Annotated in this window: 29 protein-coding genes and 4 pseudogenes; 11 read left to right on the top strand and 22 right to left on the bottom strand. The window is 47.7% G+C overall.

Annotated elements, in window-relative coordinates; translation table 11 throughout:
* Positions 1 to 105 precede the first annotated feature (105 nt).
* From C1N69_RS05655 to C1N69_RS05605, 11 genes and pseudogenes are all read left to right on the top strand, one after another.
* A complete protein-coding gene (locus tag C1N69_RS05655; RefSeq protein WP_095441082.1) occupies positions 106 to 987 on the top strand; it encodes a LysR family transcriptional regulator in 882 nt (293 codons plus the stop codon).
* Positions 988 to 1201: 214 nt separating this feature from the next.
* Entirely contained in the window at positions 1202 to 2059 is an 858-nt protein-coding gene (locus tag C1N69_RS05650; RefSeq protein ID WP_025759689.1) for a MurR/RpiR family transcriptional regulator, read from the top strand.
* A gap of 127 nt (positions 2060 to 2186) precedes the next feature.
* Entirely contained in the window at positions 2187 to 3515 is a 1329-nt protein-coding gene (locus C1N69_RS05645; RefSeq protein ID WP_059386198.1) for an aspartate aminotransferase family protein, read from the top strand.
* Entirely contained in the window at positions 3512 to 4066 is a 555-nt protein-coding gene (locus C1N69_RS05640; RefSeq protein WP_176472018.1) for a carboxymuconolactone decarboxylase family protein, read from the top strand. Before C1N69_RS05645 ends, C1N69_RS05640 begins: the two co-directional genes overlap by 4 nt.
* Positions 4067 to 4192: 126 nt before the next feature.
* Entirely contained in the window at positions 4193 to 4945 is a 753-nt protein-coding gene (gene glnH / locus C1N69_RS05635; RefSeq protein ID WP_095441084.1) for a glutamine ABC transporter substrate-binding protein GlnH, read from the top strand.
* A 51-nt stretch (positions 4946 to 4996) separates the two neighbouring features.
* Positions 4997 to 5653 carry a glutamine ABC transporter permease GlnP gene (gene glnP / locus C1N69_RS05630; protein ID WP_025759694.1) on the top strand — a complete coding sequence of 219 codons (657 nt, stop codon included), beginning with the start codon at positions 4997 to 4999 and terminating at the stop codon, positions 5651 to 5653.
* 2 nt (positions 5654 to 5655) lie between these two features.
* A pseudogene (gene glnQ, locus C1N69_RS05625) lies at positions 5656 to 6379 on the top strand (glutamine ABC transporter ATP-binding protein GlnQ).
* Between the two features lie 21 nt (positions 6380 to 6400).
* The gene (locus C1N69_RS05620) at positions 6401 to 7435 is read left to right on the top strand and encodes a C45 family autoproteolytic acyltransferase/hydrolase (protein WP_155030820.1); all 1035 of its coding nucleotides are present in this window, start codon (positions 6401 to 6403) and stop codon (positions 7433 to 7435) included.
* A gap of 223 nt (positions 7436 to 7658) precedes the next feature.
* Positions 7659 to 8114 (top strand): hypothetical protein, encoded by a 456-nt coding sequence (locus C1N69_RS05615; protein WP_155030819.1) that lies wholly within the window; start codon positions 7659 to 7661, stop codon positions 8112 to 8114.
* Positions 8115 to 8249: 135 nt separating this feature from the next.
* Entirely contained in the window at positions 8250 to 8840 is a 591-nt protein-coding gene (locus tag C1N69_RS05610; RefSeq protein WP_155030818.1) for a hypothetical protein, read from the top strand.
* 70 nt (positions 8841 to 8910) lie between these two features.
* Positions 8911 to 9177 (top strand): hypothetical protein, encoded by a 267-nt coding sequence (locus C1N69_RS05605; protein WP_244956318.1) that lies wholly within the window; start codon positions 8911 to 8913, stop codon positions 9175 to 9177.
* Between the two features lie 250 nt (positions 9178 to 9427).
* Here the strand turns inward: C1N69_RS05605 and C1N69_RS05595 are convergent, their stop codons facing one another.
* The 22 genes and pseudogenes from C1N69_RS05595 to C1N69_RS05505 all read right to left on the bottom strand — a co-directional run bounded on the left by C1N69_RS05595 (position 9428) and on the right by C1N69_RS05505 (position 24554).
* A complete protein-coding gene (locus C1N69_RS05595) occupies positions 9428 to 9814 on the bottom strand; it encodes a hypothetical protein (protein WP_025759700.1) in 387 nt (128 codons plus the stop codon).
* Between the two features lie 159 nt (positions 9815 to 9973).
* Positions 9974 to 10537, bottom strand: coding sequence for a hypothetical protein (locus C1N69_RS05590; protein ID WP_155030817.1), 564 nt, complete (start codon positions 10535 to 10537; stop codon positions 9974 to 9976).
* A 131-nt stretch (positions 10538 to 10668) separates the two neighbouring features.
* Positions 10669 to 11007 (bottom strand): barstar family protein, encoded by a 339-nt coding sequence (locus C1N69_RS05585; RefSeq protein ID WP_155030816.1) that lies wholly within the window; start codon positions 11005 to 11007, stop codon positions 10669 to 10671.
* Positions 11007 to 11282, bottom strand: a complete 276-nt coding sequence (locus tag C1N69_RS23190; protein ID WP_244956326.1) for a ribonuclease domain-containing protein — start codon at positions 11280 to 11282, stop codon at positions 11007 to 11009. Before C1N69_RS23190 ends, C1N69_RS05585 begins: the two co-directional genes overlap by 1 nt.
* An 87-nt stretch (positions 11283 to 11369) precedes the next feature.
* Positions 11370 to 11831 (bottom strand): annotated as a pseudogene (locus tag C1N69_RS22905) (RHS repeat-associated core domain-containing protein); the annotation flags it as partial.
* Positions 11832 to 11865: 34 nt separating this feature from the next.
* The gene (locus tag C1N69_RS05575) at positions 11866 to 12252 is read right to left on the bottom strand and encodes a hypothetical protein (RefSeq protein WP_155030815.1); all 387 of its coding nucleotides are present in this window, start codon (positions 12250 to 12252) and stop codon (positions 11866 to 11868) included.
* A 223-nt stretch (positions 12253 to 12475) separates the two neighbouring features.
* Positions 12476 to 12808 carry a hypothetical protein gene (locus tag C1N69_RS05570; protein WP_155030814.1) on the bottom strand — a complete coding sequence of 111 codons (333 nt, stop codon included), beginning with the start codon at positions 12806 to 12808 and terminating at the stop codon, positions 12476 to 12478.
* A gap of 279 nt (positions 12809 to 13087) precedes the next feature.
* The gene (locus C1N69_RS05565) at positions 13088 to 13435 is read right to left on the bottom strand and encodes a hypothetical protein (protein ID WP_244956317.1); all 348 of its coding nucleotides are present in this window, start codon (positions 13433 to 13435) and stop codon (positions 13088 to 13090) included.
* A gap of 3 nt (positions 13436 to 13438) precedes the next feature.
* Positions 13439 to 13675, bottom strand: coding sequence for a hypothetical protein (locus C1N69_RS05560; protein ID WP_179958052.1), 237 nt, complete (start codon positions 13673 to 13675; stop codon positions 13439 to 13441).
* Positions 13676 to 14506: 831 nt separating this feature from the next.
* Positions 14507 to 14911 carry an SMI1/KNR4 family protein gene (locus C1N69_RS05555; protein WP_155030813.1) on the bottom strand — a complete coding sequence of 135 codons (405 nt, stop codon included), beginning with the start codon at positions 14909 to 14911 and terminating at the stop codon, positions 14507 to 14509.
* Positions 14912 to 15121: 210 nt separating this feature from the next.
* Positions 15122 to 15655 (bottom strand): SMI1/KNR4 family protein, encoded by a 534-nt coding sequence (locus C1N69_RS05550; RefSeq protein ID WP_155030812.1) that lies wholly within the window; start codon positions 15653 to 15655, stop codon positions 15122 to 15124.
* A gap of 11 nt (positions 15656 to 15666) precedes the next feature.
* Positions 15667 to 15780, bottom strand: a complete 114-nt coding sequence (locus C1N69_RS22900; RefSeq protein WP_244956316.1) for a hypothetical protein — start codon at positions 15778 to 15780, stop codon at positions 15667 to 15669.
* 417 nt (positions 15781 to 16197) lie between these two features.
* On the bottom strand, positions 16198 to 16500 hold the full coding sequence (locus tag C1N69_RS05540) for a hypothetical protein (RefSeq protein WP_155030811.1): 303 nt from the start codon (positions 16498 to 16500) through the stop codon (positions 16198 to 16200).
* Between the two features lie 432 nt (positions 16501 to 16932).
* Positions 16933 to 17310, bottom strand: coding sequence for a hypothetical protein (locus C1N69_RS05535; RefSeq protein WP_155030810.1), 378 nt, complete (start codon positions 17308 to 17310; stop codon positions 16933 to 16935).
* A 213-nt stretch (positions 17311 to 17523) separates the two neighbouring features.
* The gene (locus C1N69_RS05530) at positions 17524 to 18006 is read right to left on the bottom strand and encodes an immunity 26/phosphotriesterase HocA family protein (RefSeq protein ID WP_155030809.1); all 483 of its coding nucleotides are present in this window, start codon (positions 18004 to 18006) and stop codon (positions 17524 to 17526) included.
* Positions 18003 to 18239 carry a hypothetical protein gene (locus C1N69_RS05525; protein WP_155030808.1) on the bottom strand — a complete coding sequence of 79 codons (237 nt, stop codon included), beginning with the start codon at positions 18237 to 18239 and terminating at the stop codon, positions 18003 to 18005. The genes C1N69_RS05530 and C1N69_RS05525 overlap by 4 nt, the downstream gene beginning before the upstream one ends.
* A 138-nt stretch (positions 18240 to 18377) precedes the next feature.
* Positions 18378 to 18535, bottom strand: a pseudogene (locus C1N69_RS23135) (RHS repeat-associated core domain-containing protein); the annotation flags it as partial.
* Between the two features lie 43 nt (positions 18536 to 18578).
* Positions 18579 to 18842 carry an immunity protein TriTu family protein gene (locus C1N69_RS05520; RefSeq protein ID WP_059386186.1) on the bottom strand — a complete coding sequence of 88 codons (264 nt, stop codon included), beginning with the start codon at positions 18840 to 18842 and terminating at the stop codon, positions 18579 to 18581.
* A pseudogene (locus C1N69_RS23130) lies at positions 18836 to 19075 on the bottom strand (TreTu family toxin); the annotation flags it as partial. The gene C1N69_RS05520 and the pseudogene C1N69_RS23130, both read right to left, overlap by 7 nt.
* Before the next feature lie 180 nt (positions 19076 to 19255).
* Positions 19256 to 19777 carry an SMI1/KNR4 family protein gene (locus C1N69_RS05515; protein WP_155030807.1) on the bottom strand — a complete coding sequence of 174 codons (522 nt, stop codon included), beginning with the start codon at positions 19775 to 19777 and terminating at the stop codon, positions 19256 to 19258.
* A 109-nt stretch (positions 19778 to 19886) separates the two neighbouring features.
* Positions 19887 to 20324, bottom strand: coding sequence for a hypothetical protein (locus tag C1N69_RS05510; RefSeq protein WP_155030806.1), 438 nt, complete (start codon positions 20322 to 20324; stop codon positions 19887 to 19889).
* Between the two features lie 6 nt (positions 20325 to 20330).
* Positions 20331 to 24554: an RHS repeat-associated core domain-containing protein gene (locus C1N69_RS05505; RefSeq protein ID WP_155030805.1), complete on the bottom strand. Its 4224-nt coding sequence runs from the start codon at positions 24552 to 24554 to the stop codon at positions 20331 to 20333.

The raw sequence follows: 24554 nt of genomic DNA, 5'->3' as shown, positions 1-24554 counted from the left end.
CACGCTCGTCCTCTTCAACTTTATTTAGAAAGGTTAAATAAATGTTGACCCGATTCAGCAGAGAGTTCCAATATAGAATCCATGGTGGTTTGAGACGTTTTTGATATGGAACTTCGTTATCTGCGGTATTTTGTCGCGGTTGCACGCGAGCGACACTTCACCAGGGCGGCCGAAGCGCTGGGTATTTCACAGCCTCCTCTGAGTCAGCAGATCAAACGGCTCGAAGAGGAAGTGGGCACGCCGCTGTTCAGGCGCCTGACGCGGGGCGTGGAGCTGACCGAGGCGGGAGAAGCCTTCTACGAGGATGCCTGTAAGATTCTGGCGCTGAGCGACGCCGCGCTGGAGAAAGCCCGCGGTATCGCCCGCGGGCTGAACGGCAACCTGTCGATTGGCATCACCAGCTCCGACGCTTTTCATCCCAAAATTTTTGCCCTGATTCGCCAGTATCAGGTGCAGAACATGGCGGTGCAGGTTCACCAGGTGGAAGCCAATATGTCGTCGCTGACGACGATGCTGGCGGAGGGTGAACTGGATATCGCCTTCGTGCGCCTGCCGTGCGAGAGCAGCAAGGCCTTCGAGTTAAAAATCCTCGACCGGGAGCCGATGGTGGTGGCGCTGCATCGCGACCATCCGCTGGCGACGTGCGGCGATCTGGCGCTGGACCAGCTCCGGGATACGCCGGTGGTGCTGTTCCCGCAGGAGGTCGCGCCCGGCCTGTACGACCGGGTTCACGGCTGCTGCGAACGGGCCGGGATCGACGTGCAGCACGCGCTGCAGTCGTCACAGCTTTCATCCTCCCTGAGCATGGTTTCCGCGGGTGGCGGCTTCGCGCTGGTACCGAAATCCATGGCGGCCATTTCTGCGCCGAATGTCACCTACCACACGCTGAGCTCGCCGGAGCTTTATACCGATATCGCGCTCTGCTGGCGGCGTTTTGAACGCTCGCGGACGGTGAAGCGGTTTCTGACGATGATGAGCGAGGGATAGCGGCCGGTTTGGTTGGTGGTTTTTGTAGGCCGGGTAAGGCGTAGGCGCCACCCGGCAATGCCCTTCAGGGAGCACAACAACAGGGTTACAATACTGTTATCGAATGCTAAGGTAGATTCCCTTCTGTCTTTCGAAACCCCTGATGTAATGGAAAAGCCCCTGTCCCGTCCACTGACGCCAGCAACGCTAACCGTAAAGAGCGTAAATAGTAGCTATGAATCCAAGGGAAAATATTGTTAATACATTCAGAGAATTGTCTGCCGAATTACAGCGCGCTGCCGAGTTCTCACTACAGAATACCAATCAACTGGTCGTGCTATCGATGCGCGCCTTCGCCGCTGAAGCCGGTGTAAAACCCGCTACGTTGTTACGACTGGCGCAGCGATTAGGGTACAACGGCTGGGGGGAACTTAAGGACGCTTTCATTGATGAGCTTGGACTGCGTAATGATACATATGTCTCCAAAGCCGAGAAACTGATCGCCAAAGGCACTCAACCCCAGCTGTATGAAGAGGTGTTTCAGGCACATCAGGCCAATCTGGCGTTTACACAAAATGAAAACCATCAGGCCATGGAGCAAGCGGTATCGCTGCTGGACGCGGCGGAGAATGTCTACATTTGCGGCTTCCGTGCCAGCTTTCCTATTGCCTGGTCGCTGTTTTATGTCTATCGATTGTTCAATCGGCAGGTGTCGCTCATTGATGGTCTGGCGAGCAACATCGAGGTGTTCACCCGCGAATTAACAGCACAGGATTGCCTGTTACTCACCAGTTTTGCGCCCTATTCGCGTGAGTCGCTGGATGTTTTACGCGCGGCCCAGCAGGCGGGCGCGACCATCGTCGCCATCACGGATTCTCCCGTCTCACCATTAGCACAGGCTGCCGATTGCACGCTGCTGTTCTCCACAGACAGCCCGTCGTTTTTCCCTTCCGTGGTTTCGGGCATGGGGCTGGCCGAGTGTTTACTGGCGATGCTGGTGGCTCGCCATGGTCGGGATGCGGTGAGTAAAATCGAAAATGCTGAACGCTATCTCATCGACTCGGGTGCGTATGTCGTGCCCCGGAAACCCTGAAAAATGATTCATTTGCCTCCAGCATAAGAAAAGAGAATGCATTTGAATCCAAATAACGTTGACGTGATACAAATGAATCCTGCAAGATGCGCTTTATTAACACAGCGTATTCAGGAGCAGGACCAGCATGAGTCATATTATTCACCGCAGCCTACGCAGCACGCCCGCCGTCGCGGCGCGTGCGCAAGGGGCGTACATTTTTGATGCACAGGGAAAGCAGTATCTGGATGCCTGCGGTGGCGCCGCCGTTTCCTGTTTAGGTCATGCGCATCCTGATGTGCTGGCGGCAATGCATCGCCAGATCGATCAACTGGCCTATGCCCACACCAGTTTTTTTACCAGTGACACCGTTGAACAACTTGCTGAACAGCTGACGCGCACGGCGCCTGGCGATCTTAACTACGCCTATTTCGTTTCGGGCGGTTCGGAAGCGGTCGAAACCGCACTCAAGCTGGCGCGTCAGTATTTTGTTGAGCTCGGCCAGCCGTCGCGCACCAAATTTATCGCCCGTAAACAGAGCTATCATGGCAATACCCTTGGGGCACTCGCGGTGGGAGGCAATGAATGGCGTCGCCGTCAGTTTGCTCCCCTGTTAATCGACGTTATCCGTGTTTCGGCCTGCAATGAGTATCGCGACCGCCGCGCTGACGAAACCCAGCAGCAATATACCACGCGTTTGCTGAACGAACTGGAGCACGCCATTCTTGAGGCCGGTCCGGAGACCATTATTGGTTTCTGCGCAGAAACCGTGGTGGGGGCCACCACCGGCGCCACTCCCCCTACTCCCGGCTATCTTAAAGGGGTACGCAACCTGTGCGATAAATACGGCATTCTCTACATCGCGGATGAAGTCATGTGTGGCATGGGACGCACCGGTACGCTGCATGCGTTTGAACAGGATGATGTGGTGCCGGATTTGGTGACCATCGCGAAAGGACTGGGGGGCGGCTATCAGCCGATTGGTGCAGTACTAGCAAGCGAGAAGATTGTCTCAGCGCTGCAAACCGGCAGCGGTCTGTTCCAGCACGGACACACCTACATTTGTCACGCGACTGCCGCTTCCGCAGCCCTGGCGGTGCAGCAGGTGATTGAGCGCGATAACTTGCTCCAGGCGGTCAGGCAACAGGGTGATTACCTGCACAACGCATTGCGTGAAGTGCTGGGGGAATTACCCCACGTCGGTGATACGCGTGGACGCGGCTTGTTTGCGGGTGTTGAGCTGGTCCGTGATAAAGGCAATAAAACCCCCTTCGATCCTGCTCTGAAACTGCATGCGGCGATCAAAGCAAACTGTATGTCACGCGGACTGATGGTCTATCCGATGGGGGGAACCATTGACGGGCAGTATGGCGACCATATTTTGATCGCCCCACCGTTTATTATCACCCCAGCCCAGCTTGATTTTGTGGTGGACACGCTGAACACCGTGATTCGCGAAGAGACGAGTAAATTATGATCAATCGTTTACCGCCCCTGGCGGAGCATGAGTGGGACGATCGGCAGCGTTCCTTAGCCGAAGAGATCATCAATGGGCCACGCGGTGCCCTGCTGCCTCCCTTCGAGCCGCTGCTGCGCAGTCCTGAGCTGATGGCGCATGCACAACGCATGGGGGAATACCTGCGTTATCGCAGTGCCCTGGGACAGCGTTTGTCGGAGCTGGCGATTTTAATGACCGCACGGCACTGGTCGCAGCCTGTGGAATGGGCAATTCATGCGCCAATAGCTCGCGAGAAAGGCATCTCTGCGGCAGCGGTGCAGGCGATTAATGAAAAACGTCTACCTGAAGATCTGCAACCGGATGAATGGGTAATTTATCACTTCTGCAAGGAGTTACAGGAGGAGCAGAAGGTCAGCGATGCCACCTGGCAGCAGGCTGTCGCGCTGTGGGGTGAAAAAGGCGTGGTGGATCTGATCGGAATCACGGGTTATTACAGTTTTCTCTCAATGGTAATGAACGGCGCGCAGACGCCGGTACCCGACACGCGGGATGAGATTATTCCCGCATAAGCTATCGTTTTAACGTTGGCGCATGAAAGTGCGCCCTGCCTGTCACTATTTTTATTTCCCACTCCGTCGATTTTATTTCGCCGGATGATATTCATGCACGCTGTTTCACTGACGCCGAGGGTTATTATGTCTGGATTACTGACCAAATTAAAAGTTACGTTAGCGCTGGTCGCTTGTTCCGCCAGTTTTGTGGCAGGCGCACAGGATAAATTAACGGTTGGAGTTGATACCGCTTTTGTACCCTTTGAATTTAAACAAGGCGATAAATATGTCGGTTTTGATATAGATTTGTGGGATGCCATTGCCAAAAAGATGAATGTCAGCTACGAATTGCGCCCAATGGATTTCGGCGGACTGATTCCCGGTTTGCAATCACGTAATCTCGATGTTGCAATGGCGGGGATTACTATAACCGACGCGCGTAAACAGGTCGTTGATTTCAGCGAGGGTTATTATGATGCTGATTTATTAATGGCGGTTAAAAGCAGCGATAATACCATTGCTAAATTCAGCGATTTAGCGGATAAGAAAGTGGGACTGAAGCAGGGAACAGCGGCGGCCAGTTTTATGAAAAGCAAATATAAGGCGAATTATGTCGAGTTCCCGAATATCGATAACGCCTATCTTGATTTGCAGGCAGGTAATCTTGATGCCGTGGTACATGACTCACCCAACGTGCTCTATTACGTCAAAACGGCAGGTGATGGCAAAGTGAAATCTACCGGCGAGACCGACAGCATTCTGCCGCAGCACTACGGCTTTGCGATGCAGAAAAACAGCCCCCTGAAGCCAAAGATCAACGCTGCACTGGAGGCCTTACGCGCGGACGGGACTTACAGCAAGATCTACGTGAAGTGGTTTGCGAAACAGCCAAAATAATCCCGCCAGGTCGGAGCGATCCGACCTCGTTGCATCTTAACGGGTAGAATGATGAATTTCGACAGTAAATATATTTGGGAGTCCCTGCCGCTGTTGTTGCAAGGACTACAGCTGACGCTGATTATTTCTTTATCAGGTTTATTGGGTGGTTTTGTTATTGGCCTGCTGGCAGGAACCTGCCGTGCGCTTGGAGGAAAGATATCAAAAACCGTCTCGTTAGTCTTTGTCGAGTTAATCCGCGGCACGCCGATTATGGTGCAAGTGATGTTTATTTACTTCGCACTTCCCATGGTGTTACCCGTTCATATTGATCCGGTAACGGCAGCCATTACGACAATTGTGATTAACTCGGGTGCTTATATTGCAGAAATCACCCGCGGGGCGATTCTCTCAATTAATAAAGGATTCAGAGAGGCCAGCCTGGCGATGGGATTATCACAACGCAGCACGCTATGGCATGTCATTATGCCGCTGGCATTACGCCGTATGATCCCTGCGTTAGGTAATCAGTGGATTATTAGTATAAAAGACACCTCGCTGTTTATTGTGATTGGTGTGGCGGAATTGACGCGTCAGGGGCAGGAAATTATTGCCGGTAATTTCCGCGCGCTGGAAGTCTGGACCGCAGTGGCAATGATTTACCTGCTGGTAACGCTGTGTCTGAGTTTCCTCCTGAAGCAACTGGAGAAAAGGATCCATATTTTATGAGCATGGTTGAATTTAGCGCAGTGTCGAAGAACTTCGGTTCCACTCAAGTGCTGCACGACATCAATTTAAAAATTGAAGCCGGTGAAGTGGTGGTGATCATTGGTCCTTCCGGGTCGGGTAAATCGACGCTGCTACGCTGCATTAATAAGCTGGAGGAGATTTCCTCCGGCACGCTGCTGGTAGCGGGAATGCATATTACCGATCCTCACGCGAATGAGTGCGATATCCGCCGCGAAGCCGGGATGGTGTTTCAGCAGTTCCATCTATTCCCCCATCTGACGGCGCTGGAGAATGTGATGTTTGGTCCAGTTCGCGTGCGCAAACAGAGCAAAGCTGCCGCGCGTGAACAGGCACTGGCGCTACTGGACCGTGTGGGCTTACGCGAACGCGCTCATCACTACCCATCAGAGCTCTCGGGCGGTCAGCAGCAGCGCGTGGCCATTGCCAGAGCTCTGGCAGTGAAACCGAAAATGATGCTGTTCGATGAGCCGACCTCAGCGCTGGATCCCGAATTACGGCATGAGGTCCTGAAAGTGATGCGCTCGCTGGCCGAAGAAGGCATGACCATGGTGATAGTGACCCATGAAATCGGCTTCGCCCGCGATGTGGCATCACGGCTCATCTTTATTGATGGCGGCACCATTGCCGAAGATGGTCCACCTGATATGCTGCTGAACAGCAGCGCTAATCCTCGCCTGAAAGAATTTTTTGCAGCATGTATCCTGAACAGAAGTGAATGATAACACCATGAAAAAATTAGAAATTAGTGGTTCCGCTTTTGCGGTGGGTCAGGAACTTGGCGTATTCGGCCGCGAGGCCTGGCATGCAAAACTGACGCAAACGGCATTGTGGCAAACCGTTACCGCCATGAAAGACGCAGAACAGACCCGGCGAATGCGCTCTCGCGTCCAGTCTCAGTTTCCCCTGATTTGGCAGGAGCTGGAGGGACTCGCCAGGGGGCTGGAGGCACCGCTTGATGAGGTGTTTGCCTGGAACTGTCGCGGCGATTTGGTGCGCTCTACCTCTGACGGTTGTACCACCGTAGCGGGAAGCACTGCGGAGGGGGAGCTGATTATTGCGCATAACGAAGACGGTTTCCCTCAGCTTCGCAGTGACTGCGCCATCGTCAGTATCACCCCTGATGACGGCCTGGCGTTCACCAGTTTTGCCTATCCGGGATCGATTTGCGGACATACCTTTGCCGTAAACGAAAAAGGTGTGGTGAATACGGTGAATAACATTCGCGCTGTACACCGTCCGGACGGAATGCCGCGCCAGATACTCGCCCGCGCCGCGCTGAATGCCGCCACCCTGGATGAAGCCATCACCATACTGACCTCAGAGCCACGCGCCGGAGCCTTTCATCACACGCTGGGGCAACGGGGAGACCGTCGTCTGTTTAGCGTAGAAGCCACGGGAACAGGCTGTTCCATCATGCCGTTGCGGGAGGTTTTCGCCCATGCTAATCACCTTATCCACCCTCAGCTTGCTGCTGTTGAGCAGGTGATCACGGACAGTTCCCGTTCACGGCAAACACGGCTAAACGCCTGGCTTGAGACGCAATCTCAGCTTGATGGTGCGGCGGCACTGGATATTCTTTCTGACCAGCACGACTCCGCGCTCCCGATTTATCGTCTCTCGCCACACGATCCGGATGAAGAGAACACGCTAGCCACGGCCATTTTTACCCTGAGTACATCGGCAATAAAATGGCAGATCTTCACCCACGATCGGCAAAAAACCGCTTTACAGTCTTGTTCTGTCGGCCCTAAATGTGAATGACCCAATCAGCAGTTTTCGTAGGCCGGGTAAGGCGTAGCCGCCACCCGGCAATGGCCTTCTGGAAGCCGCCTCGCAAACCTGCAAGCAACCTTATGTAATTCAGGGGCATCCCTTTTCATCCCTTCATCACGGCCGTAAAGTGCCTGCGTTGCGGCATATTCGTAACCGGGCGTAGGAACCCGTTAGCATAACATGTCATTTTTTTGCCCGAAGAGGATGCTAAATGGCGACTATCCCTGCATTTTCTTACCCGCTCTCTGAAGAAAGCGCGGTTCATCACCTTATTAACCTTCATCTCCCCGATTCTGCGGATCTTTTCGAGCTGGCTGATACCTGCGCAGCCTATGTCAGCGTGCTGGTGGAAACTGACGATGCAGTAACGTTTGCCACACTCTGCAGACGATTGCTGGCCGTGCTCAAACGGCTGCGGGAGTGCTGTGACGCCGAGCTTCCGCCGTATCTGGTTGAACAGCTGATTGCGGGAGAAAAGCTGACCTCCTGCGTACCGGACTGCTGGCAGGAGACGGCGTTTCAGGTGGATTATGCTGTCGCGTTGACGCTGGCGGTAATGGGCGGTGCACTGCCTGCGAGCGTGGCGAGGGAGCTCACCGGGCTATTGCATGATATGGTCTGGCTGTTGGCAGAATTTGTGAAGGAGCCGTATCTCACAGCACACTGAGGCCGGCGAAGAGAGGCCGGAATGCTACCGAAGCAAGGTACGGTTTCGGCCAGATACCCCTCTCTTTTCCTGGTAATTGTCTGCGGCAAGCCATCTGTTACTCTGGCTGAGCTCAAAGGATGACAAGGAAGAGAGATGCTAAACCCAGGATTCGTTACCCGCAAAGCGCTTTCTCACTGGCGGGACGTACCCGCTTTTCTACCCCAGTTTCAATTCCATGAGAAACATCGAACGGTTATACATACTGCTCATCCAGAAACTATTCTGCCGTTGATTGCACATTTTGACGTCCGGCAAGACCCCGTGATTCGGCGACTAATGTCTTTGCGCCAAATACCGCAGAAATTACTGCGCAACACTGAGTCTAACGCGATCGGCAACTTTGGTTTGCACAGCTTTACCCTGTTGAAAAGTTCACCCTCTGAGCTGTGCTATGGCTTAAGAGGGCAATTCTGGCGTACGGATTTCGGTCTGGAAAACGTGCCGGACGCGAATACTTTTCAGACGCCCGCTGCGCCGGGCAGCGCGAAACTGCTGCTGCGCTATCAGGTAACGGAACTGGCGCCAGGCCAACATGAGCTATCTACGGAAACCTTCGTCTATTGTCCGGACAGAAGCACCAGGCTAAGGATGACAGCTTACTGGCTGGTAATACGGGCGGGCAGCGGCTGGATCCGTAAGAGGACGCTGGAGGCTGTTAAAGCGAATATTGAAAGTCAGGAGTGAGGTTCGCCTGTGAAATGTTCCGCATGGGACCCTCGCGGGAATATTTTCCCGCACGTAAATGGATTGAACAATGGAGATTTTAATGAATAAGCGCGCTATTGCCTGTTTGCTTTTACTCAGTGCATTTACCGTAAATGCTGCTGATGGCGGTAAGGGTGGTGATGGAGGGAATGGCTCCGATGGCGGAAACGGTTCTGATGGCACCGTCTCATCTGATGGCCGGGCGGGTTGTCCGGGCGGAACAGATCCGGACCCATCAGGGAATTTTTATCTTCCCGGAACAAAACAGCAATGCAACCCGGGGAAGCAGGATGCAATGAAAAACGCCAGGCAATAAGATAAAGCGTGGCAATACGCTAACTCATCCTGATTCCATTTCCTCACCAGCCCCCTGCTCCCGGAAAAAAATTTAGCAAGGAAACAGACAGGCATCCGCCAAACTGAACGAAGACACAGACAAATAAGCGTTTGTTGAAAGCTTCTCACGAAAAATCAATTTGAACTCTTCGGGTTGCATGAGGTTGAAAAGCGCTATCGGCCCAGTGTGATTTTTAAAATAATATTGGCCTTATCTGGGATCGGTATATTCATCCTTTGTTTATGCGCCTGTTCACGATGTCATCCACATAATGTTCAATCGAAATATTGTGCTCCCGATTAATCTGAGAAATGAATGCGCTGAGATGCTCTTGCGATGCATGAAGGACAGTGGCAAGAAGGTTATCAAAATCGTTCTGCGTAAATCTGTTATGTCCCTTCAACGTCGAACGCTGGAGCAAAGTGTGAGCGGTCACTTCCAGGACGGCCCGCCGGTAATGATCGGACAGCAAGACGTCAAGATCGGTCTGACGAATATCAAACTCAAAATGAAAGCTGACAAATCCCGATTCGACAGGTATTGAATAAATCAGTTTGTCACCTAATTGCTCAACGTACGGTTCATATCCCTCGCCCATTACTCGCGTCGTCTGCATGTAATCCCTCTCCTTTCATGTATTAGATTAATTCCACCTGAATAAATACACAGCATTACTCTTTTAAATCTTGCTTAAGATACCTGTAAAAATCACAGAGAACATCTCCTCGTTAAAAATAACATTTTCGCCATACTGGTTTACCTTGAAAGAAAATAATCACCCATAAAAATAATTATAAAACGCATTGAAATTTTCATTACCGATAAGTGGTACAATCCTTTCCCGCAACTCATCAATGAAATTATCTTTTACTTCGTCATTATCATCTGCTATATCAAAGATATCGTAGTGACCATATACCAAATCAATTAGCTCAGCTAGAGAAAATATGAACCCAGAGAGACTACTGGCTATCTGAAACGGTTCAATGACATCATAACTTGCATAAACAGAGGAATTCCCTTCATCGATAACCGCAATTATAGGTTTACCTCCACCTAAATCATCACCAATAACAAGATAATTATCTGGTAAGTATTCATAACCATTATGAGCCTTCGTGAGCTCACTGACAGAGTGAATTTTAATTGGTGTGAAACCTGTTTCAATCCTTAACTTTTCAGGATTATAATTTTTATATAAGAAATCGATATCTGTTGAACGAGGTAAGTTGGACGGGAATGTATTATCCAGGTCACTGACGGTGCTGAAACTCCCGGACAGCGAGTATTTTTTGCAAATAGCGGCTAGCTGCTTCAAAGCCTCTTTAATCCCTCTCATCAGCCCTCCCAAAAGTATCTATGATTACACTCCACATAGTGAGTAAAAAATATACTTTACGAAACATGCTTCCGTTCATAATAATATCGTTTAATAAAAAAGGCGAATTTTTTCTTTTCGCCAGCCATATTTCACTTATGTTGCGTACAAAGCAATAACAAGATAGTTGGCTCCTCACCAAATAAAATACTCCTATTATTTATCTCTTGAATTGACAAAAGAAAATCATGCTTCAATTCCTCATCCAAATTATTGATATTACTTATCTTAAGTAATAAAAACTCGTCTTGCTTTAGGTTTAAAGATGTCATCCCCTCTTCGGGGAATCGCAAACTAGTCAGACAATCTATGAACGCATGGAAATTATTACCATAGAAATCAGGAAAGCCAAACAACTGCTTAACCCTATTATGAAATTCTGTAACATCATTTATTTCTTTAAAATCAATAGATAAAGTAATTACTTTCATTACTTCCATCCTCCTGGACTGATCTCTATGAAAGTGTTGTAATGATCGTGACTATAAAATGTTTGACCTGTTTTTGTATCCACAACTATACGCCTAACTCCTCGATTTCCTAAACCAGGTGTTTTCACTGTCCACTCTCTATAAGGACCGCTTCCTGTGTTAAGGCGCTGACTATCTGGTGAAATTTTGAAATTATTTTCAAAAGGTATCCCATCACGAGGAAAAGCTGGTCTATTCAATTTAATATTATCGATTGTTTTTTGTACTTCCCTCATTTCTGAGGCGGTCATTTTATGCCCCCATTTTTCGTTTACCACAGCATGGAATTCTTTAGGATTCTTTGCTGAATGAGAACATTTAAAACCCAGCGGATCAATCCACCCCAACGGATTCGGCGCATACTGATAAAGGTTCCACCCACCATTCAACCCAATCGGATCCTGCACAATAAACCGCCCGACCTGCGGATCGTAGTAGCGGAACAGGTTATAATGCAGCCCCGTTTCCCTGTCAGCGTACTGCCCGGCATAGCGAAGCGGCTGGTGTGCCATTGCCGAGCGATTCATTACCCGTGAGAACCCTTCGCTCTGATGGCGTACCTCGCCAAAGCTGCCGTACTGGCCGCTCCAGCGCACCGCGCCACGCTCGTCGGTCACTTCCAGCGGCGCGCCGTTCAGATCGGTACTGAACCAGTAAATCTCACCGCTGCGCTGGTCACGAAGGTGATCCACCCGCGCCAGCGGGCTCCAGGCTTCATTCGGGTCGTATACATACGTGCTGCACAGCCCGCTCTCCTGCAGCAGGCGGTAGCCCTGCCACAGGAATGGGTCTGCCCGATCGGATAGACATAATTAAATTCTATAAAAATGCTGTTTCGCCACTACCAATTTTCTTCACTGCAAGCCCTTTAAATTTGATACCAATCCCATGTTCCTCATCTAAATCGGTCGAGAACATGAACCCAAATTCATTGTCTTCATCTGGAGAAAGATAAACTTTCAGCAAAATCAAGTCTTTTGCATCCGTACCATATATACGCTTACTATATGCCTGGGTTTCAGTTGCGATTTTCTCGGAAAAATTTTTCTGTTTCTTAATAAGAAAATCGATGTCTTTTTTCATTTTTTCATCGACCGAATCAGATTGAAGGTTTATGCATTGGACGAGAGAAGGCCCAAATACTGTTAAGATTAAATCGACTGAAACACCTTCATCATCTACATAAAAAACCAGTTCACGTGACATTACCACCCCTATTTCATTTTGGATTCAATGAGTTGGCTGTTTTTAAGCTTCAAGAGACTAATACTTAGCCCCATGATATTTTTCGAATTGACTTATAGAACCTCAATACGGGAAAGACACAACGGAGTGCAGTAATTTTGACTCTAATGGACCATTAACCATCAGCGGATTAAAGAAGAGCCGGTAAGGAGTATTTCCAAACCGACCATTTACAATACAGAAGTTATTTTGTTGAGAACGGAAAAAGGCATTCCCTAAAAGAACTTTCCTTGACTTCGCTTTGAAATTCCCGACCATTTTCAAGTTCTAACTTATCTAATTTAGCCAAAATAAACCTTTCGTTCTCAGCATGACCTTTATTATAAAAATCAATAGATTGCTGTCCTAAATCATCAATCTCTATTAGTTTAGAAAAAATAGAGTTAATCAGAGGATTACCTGCGTACATTATAGATTCAGTTTCCTCACAAGAAAATTTTAAATACATTATCGCTTTTTTCAAGGCGACTATCTCATTTTGACTTAAAGTCAAAGACTTTTCTTGGTTATCAGCCACACCTACCTCCTCTAGACTTTATTTGCTCCTGATTAGCTTTCTACATTTTTCATAAGGCACTTTAGACCAAAAAAATTGTGCAAGTCAGCTGCAACGCCCCATTCAGGTAGTGTTGAACCGGTAAATTCCGGAAGATGTTCTACCCTCGCCAGCAGGCTTCAAGTTTCGTTTGGATCGTAATTAAATATAAAGCATTCATTTTATTTAATAAATAAAAAACAAAACAAAACAAAACTCTATTTAATTAACTGGGTTTAAAGAACATTTAAAACAGTTTACTCATTGAGATAATTTATCAGGAGCCCAAACTGATCTTCCCCATTTTATATTACCATTCCTTAAAGTTTCCTTTATGAAATTTTCAAAATTGGAATTAAAATAGTCATCAGATCTTATCGTTATTTCAAGACTATAGTTTTCATCGCATAAAAATTCGCTTAGCCTATCTTCTTTATCTATAAGCGTTACAGTAAAACCATCACATTCAGCTTTAGCAATATAACGCCCCTCATCATCTTCACAAATTAGTGTCCGTTCAAATACCTGTTCTAGCTTTGTAAGCAGCTCTTTAAATGATATATCGTCAAGCAATACAAAGCTTAACCATCTTTTATGTATACTCATCATCTCCTACTTACAGCCGACTTTGTGCTGAACATCACCACGCCTTGCCATGTCACCTAACTCATGACTCTTAAAAATTCTGAAATCAAAAGGTTCTTCTCTCAAACCAAGGAGAGTACTACGTAATTTACTATCTATAGACACTTCTATTTCGCTCATTCCGGCAATTTTGGATGCATCACGACGTCTGTTAGTAAATACAGGGTCATTAGCTAAATAATCTGTAGGTGCGGCACATCCCACTCTCCTGCTCCTGCAGCAGGCGGTAGCCCTGCCACAGGAAGCGGGTGTTGGTGGTGTCGTGCGACGTGGCGACGATTTTCTGATTAGAAAGCAGTACTTACCATACTAAAAAAGGTTGATGCGGCAGAATTACACTCACATGCTTTGATTATTATTAGCAAACATGAAAATTAGTACCAGCCTAAGAAACTCCAAAAACTGGCACCTAATTTTACATACTTTTTGAAACTAGAACCATTTGGTGATTCTGGCAAGGAAGGATTGACAGGCATCACTTTCAGTTGCAAAAAAATCAACCTCTGTGCGTTTTCCATGTTCACTATAAAAAACACACCATAGCCCTCTATCGAGGATCAAACATAATGTCTCATCCTTAACACCATCAATAGAGTAGCTATCTCTGGGTATGTTTAATTTATTTAACTCACTTTGTAACTCTACTCTATCCACAGGTTTTGCCTTCTGTTTTCTTAATTACTTTCTAATGGCCGGAATCAATATAACTCTGTACAGATTGTTAAATCTCATATTGAGTGCCCGACCCAATTCACCAAACCAAGGGGAAGTTTTATTTTCCTGTGCGTTGGCACAGGCTTCATAAATCCATAAATAACATAAGGTTGCACATCAGTTTCTGGAAGCAAAGCGTTTATTGGATCTGAAAAATTTAACATTTGCCGTTCAATATTAATAAACCCGGCATAAGCCGGGTTGTAAATCTATAAGTTTTCAAATTAATGACTGAATTTAAATATTTTAAACGAACCTTACTTTGAGTTTTCGATAACAGCAACCTCACTGTCGAGAATTTTATAAACTGCCTCTTTACTTTCAAGAAAACAATTCTTCTAAAAATTCCGAGAACGAATCGGCAACCAATTCAACCTCTTTATCATCCATCAGAAAAATAAAAACCTTCCCTAATGTATCATCAGGTTTGAGAGATAGTAGAAAAGAGTTCCCCCCGCCATCATAGGCAAAAGGGACCATATTCCTCAACTCACCAAACGACTCAATAAGGTCGCGATAGAGTTGCTCAATCGGCAGGTTTCCATATTTTATAGGGTTAAAACCACCAAGCATAAAAGGATTACCATCTTCATAATTATGAGGATACCCGCCATTATTTTTAAGATAAAAATCAAGAAATGACATGGGAAGACGATCATCAAAACTTGCATTGAAATCATTTACTTCATATATAGTTAGTTTGTTTTCCGAATCAGAAAGATACATGATAATTTTACCCTAAAGGATCTTCAAATGCGGTTTTGGAAAAGATTCCGCACGTACTAAACCATACAAAAACGCTGAATTAGAAGGATGAGTTAATGTCCATTTCAAATCCCATCAATTAAGGAAATCCGTTTCTTCACCAGTTTTATATTGTATCAAAAAAACACACACCAAGTTCAGACATAAATAAGTTATCACCAGACACTATCGTTAGATATTATTCCAAAATGAAATATCGATTGCACCTGTTGACTTTATAATTTCCGTTAGCGAGCAGACTTTAAAAAAATGCGAACCAACACCTCTGATAAATAGCTCAAAATTATCAGCTATCGATTCCCATCCATCCATAGTTTGTTCACTTGTAATAGCATAAACTTTGCCATCGTGAGTATTAAGCAAGATAGTATAAGGGTCTGATATTGCAATACATATCACACCATCTGGTCTATGCTCGCCAATCCACCAATGGTTAAACTCATCACTGTTAATCCTGACTATTTTCTCCAAATAATCATCACCATGGCCGAAAGATAAATTCCCCAAAGAGAAGTTATCAATGTCATAATTATTGACAAACTCAATAAAATCCTTTGGGAAATTTACGCCAAGACTTTCCTCTGAATGCTTGATATTATTTACAGGTGCCATTCTTTTTTTCAAAATCAAATCATCCATCTCTCCATTAAAAGGAGAGAACTTCTCATGCAACTTAACTTCAATTTCATTTATTGTTAACAGCATAATTATTATCCTCATTCCGTATACCAAACACCGCCACTGCGAACATGAGTACGTCCAGGTGTGGATATAGCATATGATCCAAAATCGACCTGATAATGTATTATTGTATCTCCTTTACAATTCACATGTTCAGGAAATACTTTAATCTAGGTGTCATCTATTTTCGGTAAGTGTCTCATTTCTTTTATTGTATATAACTTGCTTTTACTTAAGGAACCCGATGCATATCAGACTATTAACTCCAAAATTCTTGGTGTTTTCTTATATCGCAGTTTGAAATAAGTATTCCTGATACTAATGTTCTGTTATCTATTGAGAATGCATAATGAGGTCTTCCGGGGTAACGAGGATCAACCCGCGTCTGGTATGGATTGTTACCTCTAACCTCATATTCATTACATAATCCAATCAGATCCTGCACGATAAACCGCACGATCTGCGGGTCGTAATAGAGGATGGATTATTAATTATATGTTTGTGGTTCAAGAAATGATTATATCATATCAAAGTCGGGCGAATTTCTCATCCGGCCTTCATTCTTATTAGCTTAAACAGTTTATTACTAGCGAGTCTAACTCTATCCATGCATCTTCTAATCTAAAAGCCAAATCTGGTTTGTTTTCCACTTGTTCAAAACTCGCATACGCATTTCTTATCATTTGAGGTATTGTATATAAATACAAAGCTAATTCTTTATCTATGAACTCATTATTTTTCAATAAGTTAGCAACCTCCTCTAAACTAGAAACCAAGTCATTATACTGTTCATCATTGAAAACCATATTAATTCTGACATTATTAACAAAGTCATTATCAATTATTTTTTTCTTTACATCACATAACATAAATCATCTATTTAAATATGATGACTTCGTGAGGAATCTCACCAAAAATCAATACTTCCTGATGCGCCGCAGCAGCATTTCGAGTAAACGGTGTTTGTAAATTCTCTGCTGATGCCTGGCTTCTGGTGGAGGAAATCCAAGAGTCACGCAAATGCGGAGCACCTGCAATATGTTAGGCCGGTGTTATTTTATGCTAAGCTGTTGTACTTATTGTTTTTTATCCGCTCAAATAATCTCGGGTTTCCAGGCGTCACCGCTCTTATGACAGTATTACTATTATATAACCCCACGGAGCAAACCACCCCAGCGGATTCAGCGGATACTGATAAAAATTCCACCCAGCATTCAACCCAAGCGGATCCTGCACGATTAACTGCCCAACCTGTGTGTGGGTCGTAGTAACGGAACAGGTAAGTTCTTCTTAGTTTCCATCTACACTACAAAAGGATACAGTGAGATATTTTTTATAGCTGTTGAGAACGAAACATATTTACAACCACCTGGGTAGGCCTCAACATCTAAAAAAATAATCTGACCACCTAATGAAACAGTTAAAAACCCGTCACTCTCATAAGAGATGACCTGAGAAACAAATAATATTCCCTCATCATCCATCTTGATTTCAGGTGTCTCCTGACAAACATCATTAATATTCAACCCCCATTTAAAAATGTCATCCACATCAAATTCGACATTATAACAACTATTTACTTTCGGTGGTTCACCACACCAAACAGCCACTCCATTGCCTAAAACTGAGGTGAACTCAACTTTATTTCCATCAAATTTAGATACTGTTATTTTTGGCATTTTAGTGTCGGTATACTCACCACAGTATTATTGACATTCATTACATTGCTTACAGGATCGCGCATTATTCTTCTTCATGGCAATTATGCATTCAATGCTATTAAAGACCAATAGAGTTTTGTATTTCTCTCATTCCTGCATATCTCATTTACTAAACCATCAGGTAATTATTAATCATAAACCAACTGGGAGTTTTTTATCCCGGCTTCACACCTAAACTTTACTTAATAAATTCTTTATATCAAAATCACTTTTAGGTGATAGTTTAGGAAGAGCATTCCATTCACTTTCATCGATTGGGAAAACATTCCCATAAAAATCTTTCTTTTTGCAAGAATCACCAATACCGAATGCAAAATAAATCTCATCAACATTATCAGGAGAATAATTATCCTGATGCCCAATTATTCTCCAGTCACTTTCTGGCTCAATTTTTTTATCCATTAGAGAATAGGTATCTATAATCAGTGGAGGAATAATTCTTTTAGCATTCTCAATACCAGCCTCGGTTATTTTAGGTGCATCAGATAAAATATCAAAAATTTCAGCTATATGCCCTACCGACATTAATGACATAATACGACCAAAACGATATCTTTCTCCATCAACCTTAAAGCAAAATATATCGCCAGGCTTGACATAGCAAAGCATGGTTCTTGGTTTTTTCTCCCATGCCCAAAATTTAAAGTTACTCATCCGCACCTCTTTCCTTTTCCGCCTGAACCATTTTTCTTGATGCTGTATTCTGCTTCAAAAGACTGTCTTCTTCCGTCAGTACGTTTATGGTCAAATGAATTGTTTTTATTCCCGCGATTAGTAGCTGAAATATCTTCACCTATTGTTCCGGTACGAGTTTTATATTCCTCTATGTAATATTGTTCGTAACCTCTAGCTTGTGCATAGGCCACATTCTCATCTAAAGGAAGCAACTGAGCACCCGGAGTTAATCACCCAGAGCCCCTATGTTCTCCCGCTCTCCTGAGAAGATCATCAGTTATACCAACGTAATAAGATTTTGTTTCTCCCGGATCAAATAATCCATAAACATTGTATCCTGTAGTATCTAGGGCGGTTAATCCAAGAGGATCAATCCATAACAACGGATTCGGCGCATAATGATAAAGGTTCCACCCGCCATTCAGCCCAATCGGATCCTGCACAATACCCCCCCGACCTCCGGGTCGTAGTAGCGGAACAGGTTATTATGCAGCCCCATTTTATCATCATACTGCTCTGAAGAGAGTTATATCTCTTATCGGACCAATAATCTATTGTATATTCATTCGAAAAATGTCAAATATATCCAGAAGCTCATAAAATGTTGAAAATTCATTTCGCTTATTTAGTTTGTACAAACCTGTATTTACATCCATTACTTCTGACATACAGCTAAAATCATCCCAAACCGTAAATCTTGCTATATAGTTTTCGTTTTCGAAATCTACCACCGCACTATTGGATAACTCATTTTTATTATGAGTAAGAATATAATCACCCTGCTGAATCACCCATTGCTCAAATTTATTTAGCATCTTTTTCTAACTTCCCCATTAATTTCCTCACCTTTGATAGCGATATTTTGTGCTGTTGGCATTTCAGGAACTTCCAAGCCTTTGCGTTTAGCTAATCGCCCCTCAATAGAATCTGGCCCTACTATTTTTGCTCACCCTTCATTGGTAGGTACTAATGTTTTTTCCGGTACATCAAAATCAACATATATCGCACCATTCTTGGCCTGCTTACCAAAAGCATCTATATTAGCTGTTAACAAATTCTGAGCCGCTTTCTGTGTAATGCCTTTTTTCTATGCAATGGCATTATTACCAATGGTAAAATACAAGCATATCTGATATTCTCTTTATTACTGTTTATCTATTTACTAACATCTAAATGTAAAAAAAAATAAGCCATGATCATATTCTGATTATGGCTTTATTTTGAAAAATCATAAATCAACAGTTACATTCATTCCTGCATCAAGAGATGTCTCACTAATTTTCTCGTAAAATTCCGTAAAGCTATTAGTAATTTTATAGATATTGCCGCACTCATTTTGCTCAGCGATCTCAAACTCTTGGATATCATCCTCAGCATGTAGATGTGTTCTGTCCCAATAATACACACCCTGGTTTTCACTGCCATTTAATATAAGGTAAAAATTACCTCCAGGATCATCACCAATAATTAACTTATCATCAATGAAATCAAGTTCACTTAAAAAATTTTCATTTTGACGAAAAATATCGTGGTTTGGATTTTTCATATTTATTCCAAAAAGGGCATAAAAGGCGATAACCCCTTCATCGACACCTGCATACTCTAACTCACAAAAATCCGGAGATTTTACAACAAAGCCATTTTTCAACCTGAGGAATTCTTTATAATCATCTGGCAAATGGATTTTGAATTTCCCCTCCAAAATTTTAATTTCATCTTTATTTGCAGGCTTACCGCATGAAATAGGCATAAGCTTTCCTTACTAAGGTCATGACTTCTTGATCTTAGATACTCCACACTATGGAAAAATTGTCTGTAGTAATAAAAGCCGGAACTTAATAGTTTCCGGCATATTTCATTCATTTATCTAAATCAAAAAACCATTCAATGAAAGAATTAAAGTCTACCCATTGAGGCTTTAATTCCCCCTGAAGGAACTTAGTTAAAGTATCCCCTACATTGATAAATAAAACCTCTCCAGTTTTTTTGTTATAAAAATACCCACCCTCGCTTTGAAAACCATCCAAGGGAATATACTCGTTTGGTATTTTTAATATTTCATGTGTTCTCTTAAGATCAAGTTGGTATGAGGAATTTATAACAAACCAGCAGATCTGATAAATTTCATGATTCCTGCTATGAAAAGTAGCCCCATCCTCAACGTGCAAATAAAATTGAGCAAAATCAGAAGAAAGGTCAATACCTAAAGAAAGCAAAGCATCACTATACTCTTGAGTGATATCATCATACCACCAACCTCGAGATTGACTCATTAACTTTATTTTTTCAGATAACATAATCTCTCACCCACATTTAGTTTTTGCTCGACTGTTTAATTCTGCTTGTGCTCGCCCCCTCCAATATGCTTCACGATCCAGATTAAATAAATCTCTGTTTACAGGATTAATTGGGTGAGCATTTGGTAAATAAGGATGGAGAGCATTTGTTCCATAATATGTCTGATGCGTATTTGATGAAAGCTCAAATAAAGATCCTAGCCCATTTTGTTTAGAATGGTGAATATTTATTTGTGAATAGGCTCCATTTTTCACAACAAAAGGTGATTTACCTTCCAAAGCTAAATCTAAATTTGTTTTTACTCCTCCCCTCGTGTTGACAGGTAAGTCCCAGTCTATTGATTGCTGGTAAACGGTATGAGTACTACCTGAAGGAGCATTAAAAATTGATGGGGTAAAGAACCCTTTCAATCCTAACGGGTCGATCCATATTAGAGAATTCGGCGCATACTGATAAAGGTTCCACCCGCCATTCAGCCCAATCGGATCCTGCACAATAAACCGCCCGACCTGCGGGTCGTAGTAGCGGAACAGGTTATAATGCAGCCCCGTTTCACCGTCAGCGTACTGCCCGGCATAGCGAAGCGGCTGGTGTGCCATCGCCGAGCGATTCACAACCCGTGAGAACCCTTCGCTCTGGTGGCGCACTTCGCCAAAGCTGCCGTACTGGCCGCTCCAGCGCACCGCGCCGCGCTCGTCGGTCACTTCCAGCGGCGCGCCGTTCAGGTCGGTGTTGAACCAGTAAATCTCACCGCTGCGCTGGTCACGAAGATGATCCACCCGCGCCAGCGGGCTCCAGGCTTCATTCGGGTCGTATACATAGGTGCTGCACAGCCCGCTCTCCTGCTGCTCTTGCAGCAGGCGGTAGCCCTGCCACAGGAAGCGCGTGTCGGTGGTGCCGTGCGTCGTGGTGACGGTTTTGCGCGTGCGGCGGCCCAGTGCGTCGTAGTGATAGCGCGCCTCAAACCGCCCTTCCGGGCCGGTTCCCCGGGCGGACACCAGACGGTTCTCGGCGTCATACGCATAATGCTGTTCATACAGCCCGTTGCGGCGGCTGACCAGGTTGCCCCAGTGGTCGTATTTCATAAACAGCGCCTGCCAGTGCTGCAGGCGGTTATCCGTGACCGGTACCGCATCGTCATTGGCCGCGAGGTTATCCGCTGCGTCGTAGCTGAACTGCGCGCGGCTGTGCCCCTGTCGGGCCTCGTAGTGCTTCAGCAGACGCCCTTCGGCGTCGTAGCCGTAGTCCACCTCACCGCGCAGGGTGTCGCTGACGCCGGAAAGCTCGCCGCGCGCGGTGTAGCGATAGAGGCGTTCCAGTAGCGCCTGCTCCGGCAGGGTCACGTCCGTGCTTAATTCGCTGCGCTGCAGGGTGCGTCTGCCGAGGCTGTCATACTGGCGGAGCTGCTCGCGCGCGCCCTGGGTGCGGCGCACCTCGCGGTGCAGGCGATCGCGGGTGAACTCGGTCACCAGCTGCTGCCCGAAGCGGATGGCGCTGACGTGGCCGGAGCCGTAGTGCAGCCAGGCCAGCTTTTGCTCGCCGGGCAGGATCAGGCCGGTCAGGTTGCTCAGGGCATCCCATTCGTAGCCCACCTCGCCGTTAATGCCGGACTCGCTCAGCACGCGCCCGGCGGCGTCGTGACGGTAAGCGATCTCATCGCTTTCGATACCCAGTGCAACGCCTTCGGCCGTCGGCGTACGGCGGATGCGAGTAATCTGGCCGCTCAGGTCGCGGACGTAGCGGTACTCCGCGTGGCGCTGAGTGCGCCCGATCAGCAGCCCGCTGTCGTCATAGCTGAACTGCTGGACGCGACGGGCGATGCCGCCGTCGGCGGCAGGTCGGCCGTTTTCTTCGAGCGCACAGAGGAACCCTCGCGCGTCCCATTCCATATGGCGCACGGTCTCGTCCGGGCGCGTTTCACTGAGCGGGCGACCCACGGCGTCGTAGGTGAAGCGGTATTCCGCCCCGTTGCCGTTATCAAGTCGCAGCAGGTTACCGCGCGGGTCGTAGCGCCACTGGCGCACGCGGCCAATACGGTCGGTGAGGCTGACCGGGAGGCCGAGCGCGTTATAGGCCCAGGACACTTCGCTTTCCAGCGGGTCGCGCCAGCCCGTGAGCTGGCCGCGTTCATTCCACACCAGCGACTCGCGGCTGCCGTCCGGATGGATCACAGCGCTCAGCAGCCCGGCGCGGCTCCACTCCCGGCGCGTGATGTTCCCTTCCGCATCCTCGCTGGCAACAAGTTGCCCGAAACGGTCGTAGGTGAAGCGGGTGACGCTGCCGGAGCAGTCGGTGCGCTGCGTCAGCAGCCCCTGGTGGTTCCAGACCAGGCGCACCACGCCGCCGATGGCGTCGGTGATGCTCTCCGGCAGGTTTTCTTCATCGTCGGGATAGCGATACGCGGTGGTGCTACCGGCCGGATCGGTTTCCGCCAGCAGGCGACCGCGAAGGTCGTAGATGGCCTGCGATGAGGTGCCGTCCGGGTATACCGTGCGGGTGATGCGGTCGGTCAGGCGATGCCAGTGATACTCCGTGCGGCGGCCCGCCGGGTCCGTCTCACTGGTCATGCGGCCGTATTTGTCCCACGTGCTGCGGCGCATCGCACCGCCGGGCAGAATAACATCGCAGAGCTCGCCGTCGCGGTAGACAAACGTCGTCTGGCGACCGTCGTAATCCGTGAAGCGGGCAACGTTGTCGTCGTCATCCACCAGCCAGTGCGCCTGCGCGCCGTCATCGCGGGTCGCACGGCGGGTGCCGTTATCAAAATCATATTCGAACGTCAGCTGTTCGCCGCCGCTGTGGCGGAAGCCGACCACGCGCGGCAGGCCGTCAATCTCCCGCCAGCGGTATTCGCTCAGCAGGCCGTTGGCATCCTCTTGGGCGCTCATCAGCCCGTCCTGCCAGCGGAAGCGTCGGCGCACGCTACCGCCCCGGCCGGTCACACAGACCAGCTGGCGCTGTTCATCATAATCGTAACTGACCAGACAGATCTCGTCATCCAGCCAGGCGCCGAGGAGCCTGTCACGATCGTAGCGGCAGACCACGCGCTGGCCCGCGCTGTCGGTCAGGGCATGCAGGGTATTATCCGCATTCCACTCGAAGAGGATATCGTTGCCGCAGGGTTCAGAGATGCGCTGGAGCAGCGACGGGGCATCTTCCTTAAGCGGCGCATAGTGCCAGCGCTCGCCGCTGACGTCATACACCGACCAGCTGTCGTCCTGGTGATGTTCAAGCCAGTTCTTTTCACTTTCGCAGTAGGCGCGCAGTCCTTTCGGGACCTTCGGGAAGGCGACGTAATCGCCGGACGGCGCGCGCCACACCAGGCCGTCCTGATACGCCTCCAGGCGGCTTTCCCAGAACAGGCTCCAGCCGCGGCCCAGCACGCTGTCGCCGGGGTTGCCGCTGCGCCAGTAGCGCTGCCAGCGCACTGGCAGACGGGAAGGCAGGACGAAGTCCAGCTCGTCATCCCCGCTGAGAAACTTCTGTCCGCTGACGATATCCACCGGGCGGGCGATAATCCCCGCGGCCGCCACGCCGGTCATCAGCGTGCCGGCGCGACAGGCGATACGGGCCAGCTTATTAATGCCAGGGATTTTGCCCAGCAGTTTAGAAAGCGCCCCGACTTTGCCAGCGGCCCCGCCCCAGCCGCCGATAAGCCCGGCGAACAGCAGGGTAAGATCGGAGACCTTATAGAGCCACTCGGGCACTTCAGACTGAATGGGCAGGGTTTGCTGCGGGTCGCCGCCAATAATGACGTTGTTCGAACCGGTCATCACCTTCGCGTCGCAGGTGGTGCGATCCCCGATGCGGGAGGCTGGCTGGCTGTTAATGGAGACGCGCTTAGAGCCTTCGGCCATCTGCTGCGAGCCGTCGTCAGAACAGTCGACGGTGCTATCGGTGGCAAGCGCGGCGGGTTTACCGTTGATAAACACGTTCGGCGAGCCGGAGGTGATGACGCCTTTCTTCGTCATGCTGGATGCCCCGGCGTCCGCGATGCTGTCCCGGGCGGCGGTCGCCAGCTCCCCGGTATAATACCCCACGGCCAGGCTGGCGCCGACGAGCAGGACGCCCACGCCAAGACAGGATGCGCCGAGACCGGCAATAAACATGGCCCCTGCCAGAATGCCCCCGGCGGCGGCAATCAGGCCACCGACAATCGTTCCGGCAATCATCCCGGCCAGCGCACCGGAGTGGCCGATATCATCACCAACGCGTGCTGCTTCAAACAT

The organism is Enterobacter sichuanensis, from assembly GCF_009036245.1.
In the GTDB taxonomy this organism is placed as follows: domain Bacteria; phylum Pseudomonadota; class Gammaproteobacteria; order Enterobacterales; family Enterobacteriaceae; genus Enterobacter; species Enterobacter sichuanensis.
This window is presented reverse-complemented; position numbering and strand designations above follow the sequence as displayed.

Bases quoted from the DNA above. Each gene is read 5' to 3' on its own strand.
- C1N69_RS05655 (WP_095441082.1), top strand. From the start codon at position 106: ATGGAACTTCGTTATCTGCGGTATTTTGTCGCGGTTGCACGCGAGCGA.
- C1N69_RS05650 (WP_025759689.1), top strand. From the start codon at position 1,202: ATGAATCCAAGGGAAAATATTGTTAATACATTCAGAGAATTGTCTGCC.
- C1N69_RS05645 (WP_059386198.1), top strand. From the start codon at position 2,187: ATGAGTCATATTATTCACCGCAGCCTACGCAGCACGCCCGCCGTCGCG.
- C1N69_RS05640 (WP_176472018.1), top strand. From the start codon at position 3,512: ATGATCAATCGTTTACCGCCCCTGGCGGAGCATGAGTGGGACGATCGG.
- glnH (WP_095441084.1), top strand. From the start codon at position 4,193: ATGTCTGGATTACTGACCAAATTAAAAGTTACGTTAGCGCTGGTCGCT.
- glnP (WP_025759694.1), top strand. From the start codon at position 4,997: ATGAATTTCGACAGTAAATATATTTGGGAGTCCCTGCCGCTGTTGTTG.
- C1N69_RS05620 (WP_155030820.1), top strand. From the start codon at position 6,401: ATGAAAAAATTAGAAATTAGTGGTTCCGCTTTTGCGGTGGGTCAGGAA.
- C1N69_RS05615 (WP_155030819.1), top strand. From the start codon at position 7,659: ATGGCGACTATCCCTGCATTTTCTTACCCGCTCTCTGAAGAAAGCGCG.
- C1N69_RS05610 (WP_155030818.1), top strand. From the start codon at position 8,250: ATGCTAAACCCAGGATTCGTTACCCGCAAAGCGCTTTCTCACTGGCGG.
- C1N69_RS05605 (WP_244956318.1), top strand. From the start codon at position 8,911: ATGGAGATTTTAATGAATAAGCGCGCTATTGCCTGTTTGCTTTTACTC.
- C1N69_RS05595 (WP_025759700.1), bottom strand. From the start codon at position 9,814: ATGCAGACGACGCGAGTAATGGGCGAGGGATATGAACCGTACGTTGAG.
- C1N69_RS05590 (WP_155030817.1), bottom strand. From the start codon at position 10,537: ATGAGAGGGATTAAAGAGGCTTTGAAGCAGCTAGCCGCTATTTGCAAA.
- C1N69_RS05585 (WP_155030816.1), bottom strand. From the start codon at position 11,007: ATGAAAGTAATTACTTTATCTATTGATTTTAAAGAAATAAATGATGTT.
- C1N69_RS23190 (WP_244956326.1), bottom strand. From the start codon at position 11,282: ATGAGGGAAGTACAAAAAACAATCGATAATATTAAATTGAATAGACCA.
- C1N69_RS05575 (WP_155030815.1), bottom strand. From the start codon at position 12,252: ATGTCACGTGAACTGGTTTTTTATGTAGATGATGAAGGTGTTTCAGTC.
- C1N69_RS05565 (WP_244956317.1), bottom strand. From the start codon at position 13,435: ATGATGAGTATACATAAAAGATGGTTAAGCTTTGTATTGCTTGACGAT.
- C1N69_RS05555 (WP_155030813.1), bottom strand. From the start codon at position 14,911: ATGTATCTTTCTGATTCGGAAAACAAACTAACTATATATGAAGTAAAT.
- C1N69_RS05550 (WP_155030812.1), bottom strand. From the start codon at position 15,655: ATGCTGTTAACAATAAATGAAATTGAAGTTAAGTTGCATGAGAAGTTC.
- C1N69_RS05540 (WP_155030811.1), bottom strand. From the start codon at position 16,500: ATGTTATGTGATGTAAAGAAAAAAATAATTGATAATGACTTTGTTAAT.
- C1N69_RS05535 (WP_155030810.1), bottom strand. From the start codon at position 17,310: ATGCCAAAAATAACAGTATCTAAATTTGATGGAAATAAAGTTGAGTTC.
- C1N69_RS05530 (WP_155030809.1), bottom strand. From the start codon at position 18,006: ATGAGTAACTTTAAATTTTGGGCATGGGAGAAAAAACCAAGAACCATG.
- C1N69_RS05520 (WP_059386186.1), bottom strand. From the start codon at position 18,842: ATGCTAAATAAATTTGAGCAATGGGTGATTCAGCAGGGTGATTATATT.
- C1N69_RS05515 (WP_155030807.1), bottom strand. From the start codon at position 19,777: ATGCCTATTTCATGCGGTAAGCCTGCAAATAAAGATGAAATTAAAATT.
- C1N69_RS05510 (WP_155030806.1), bottom strand. From the start codon at position 20,324: ATGTTATCTGAAAAAATAAAGTTAATGAGTCAATCTCGAGGTTGGTGG.
- C1N69_RS05505 (WP_155030805.1), bottom strand. From the start codon at position 24,554: ATGTTTGAAGCAGCACGCGTTGGTGATGATATCGGCCACTCCGGTGCG.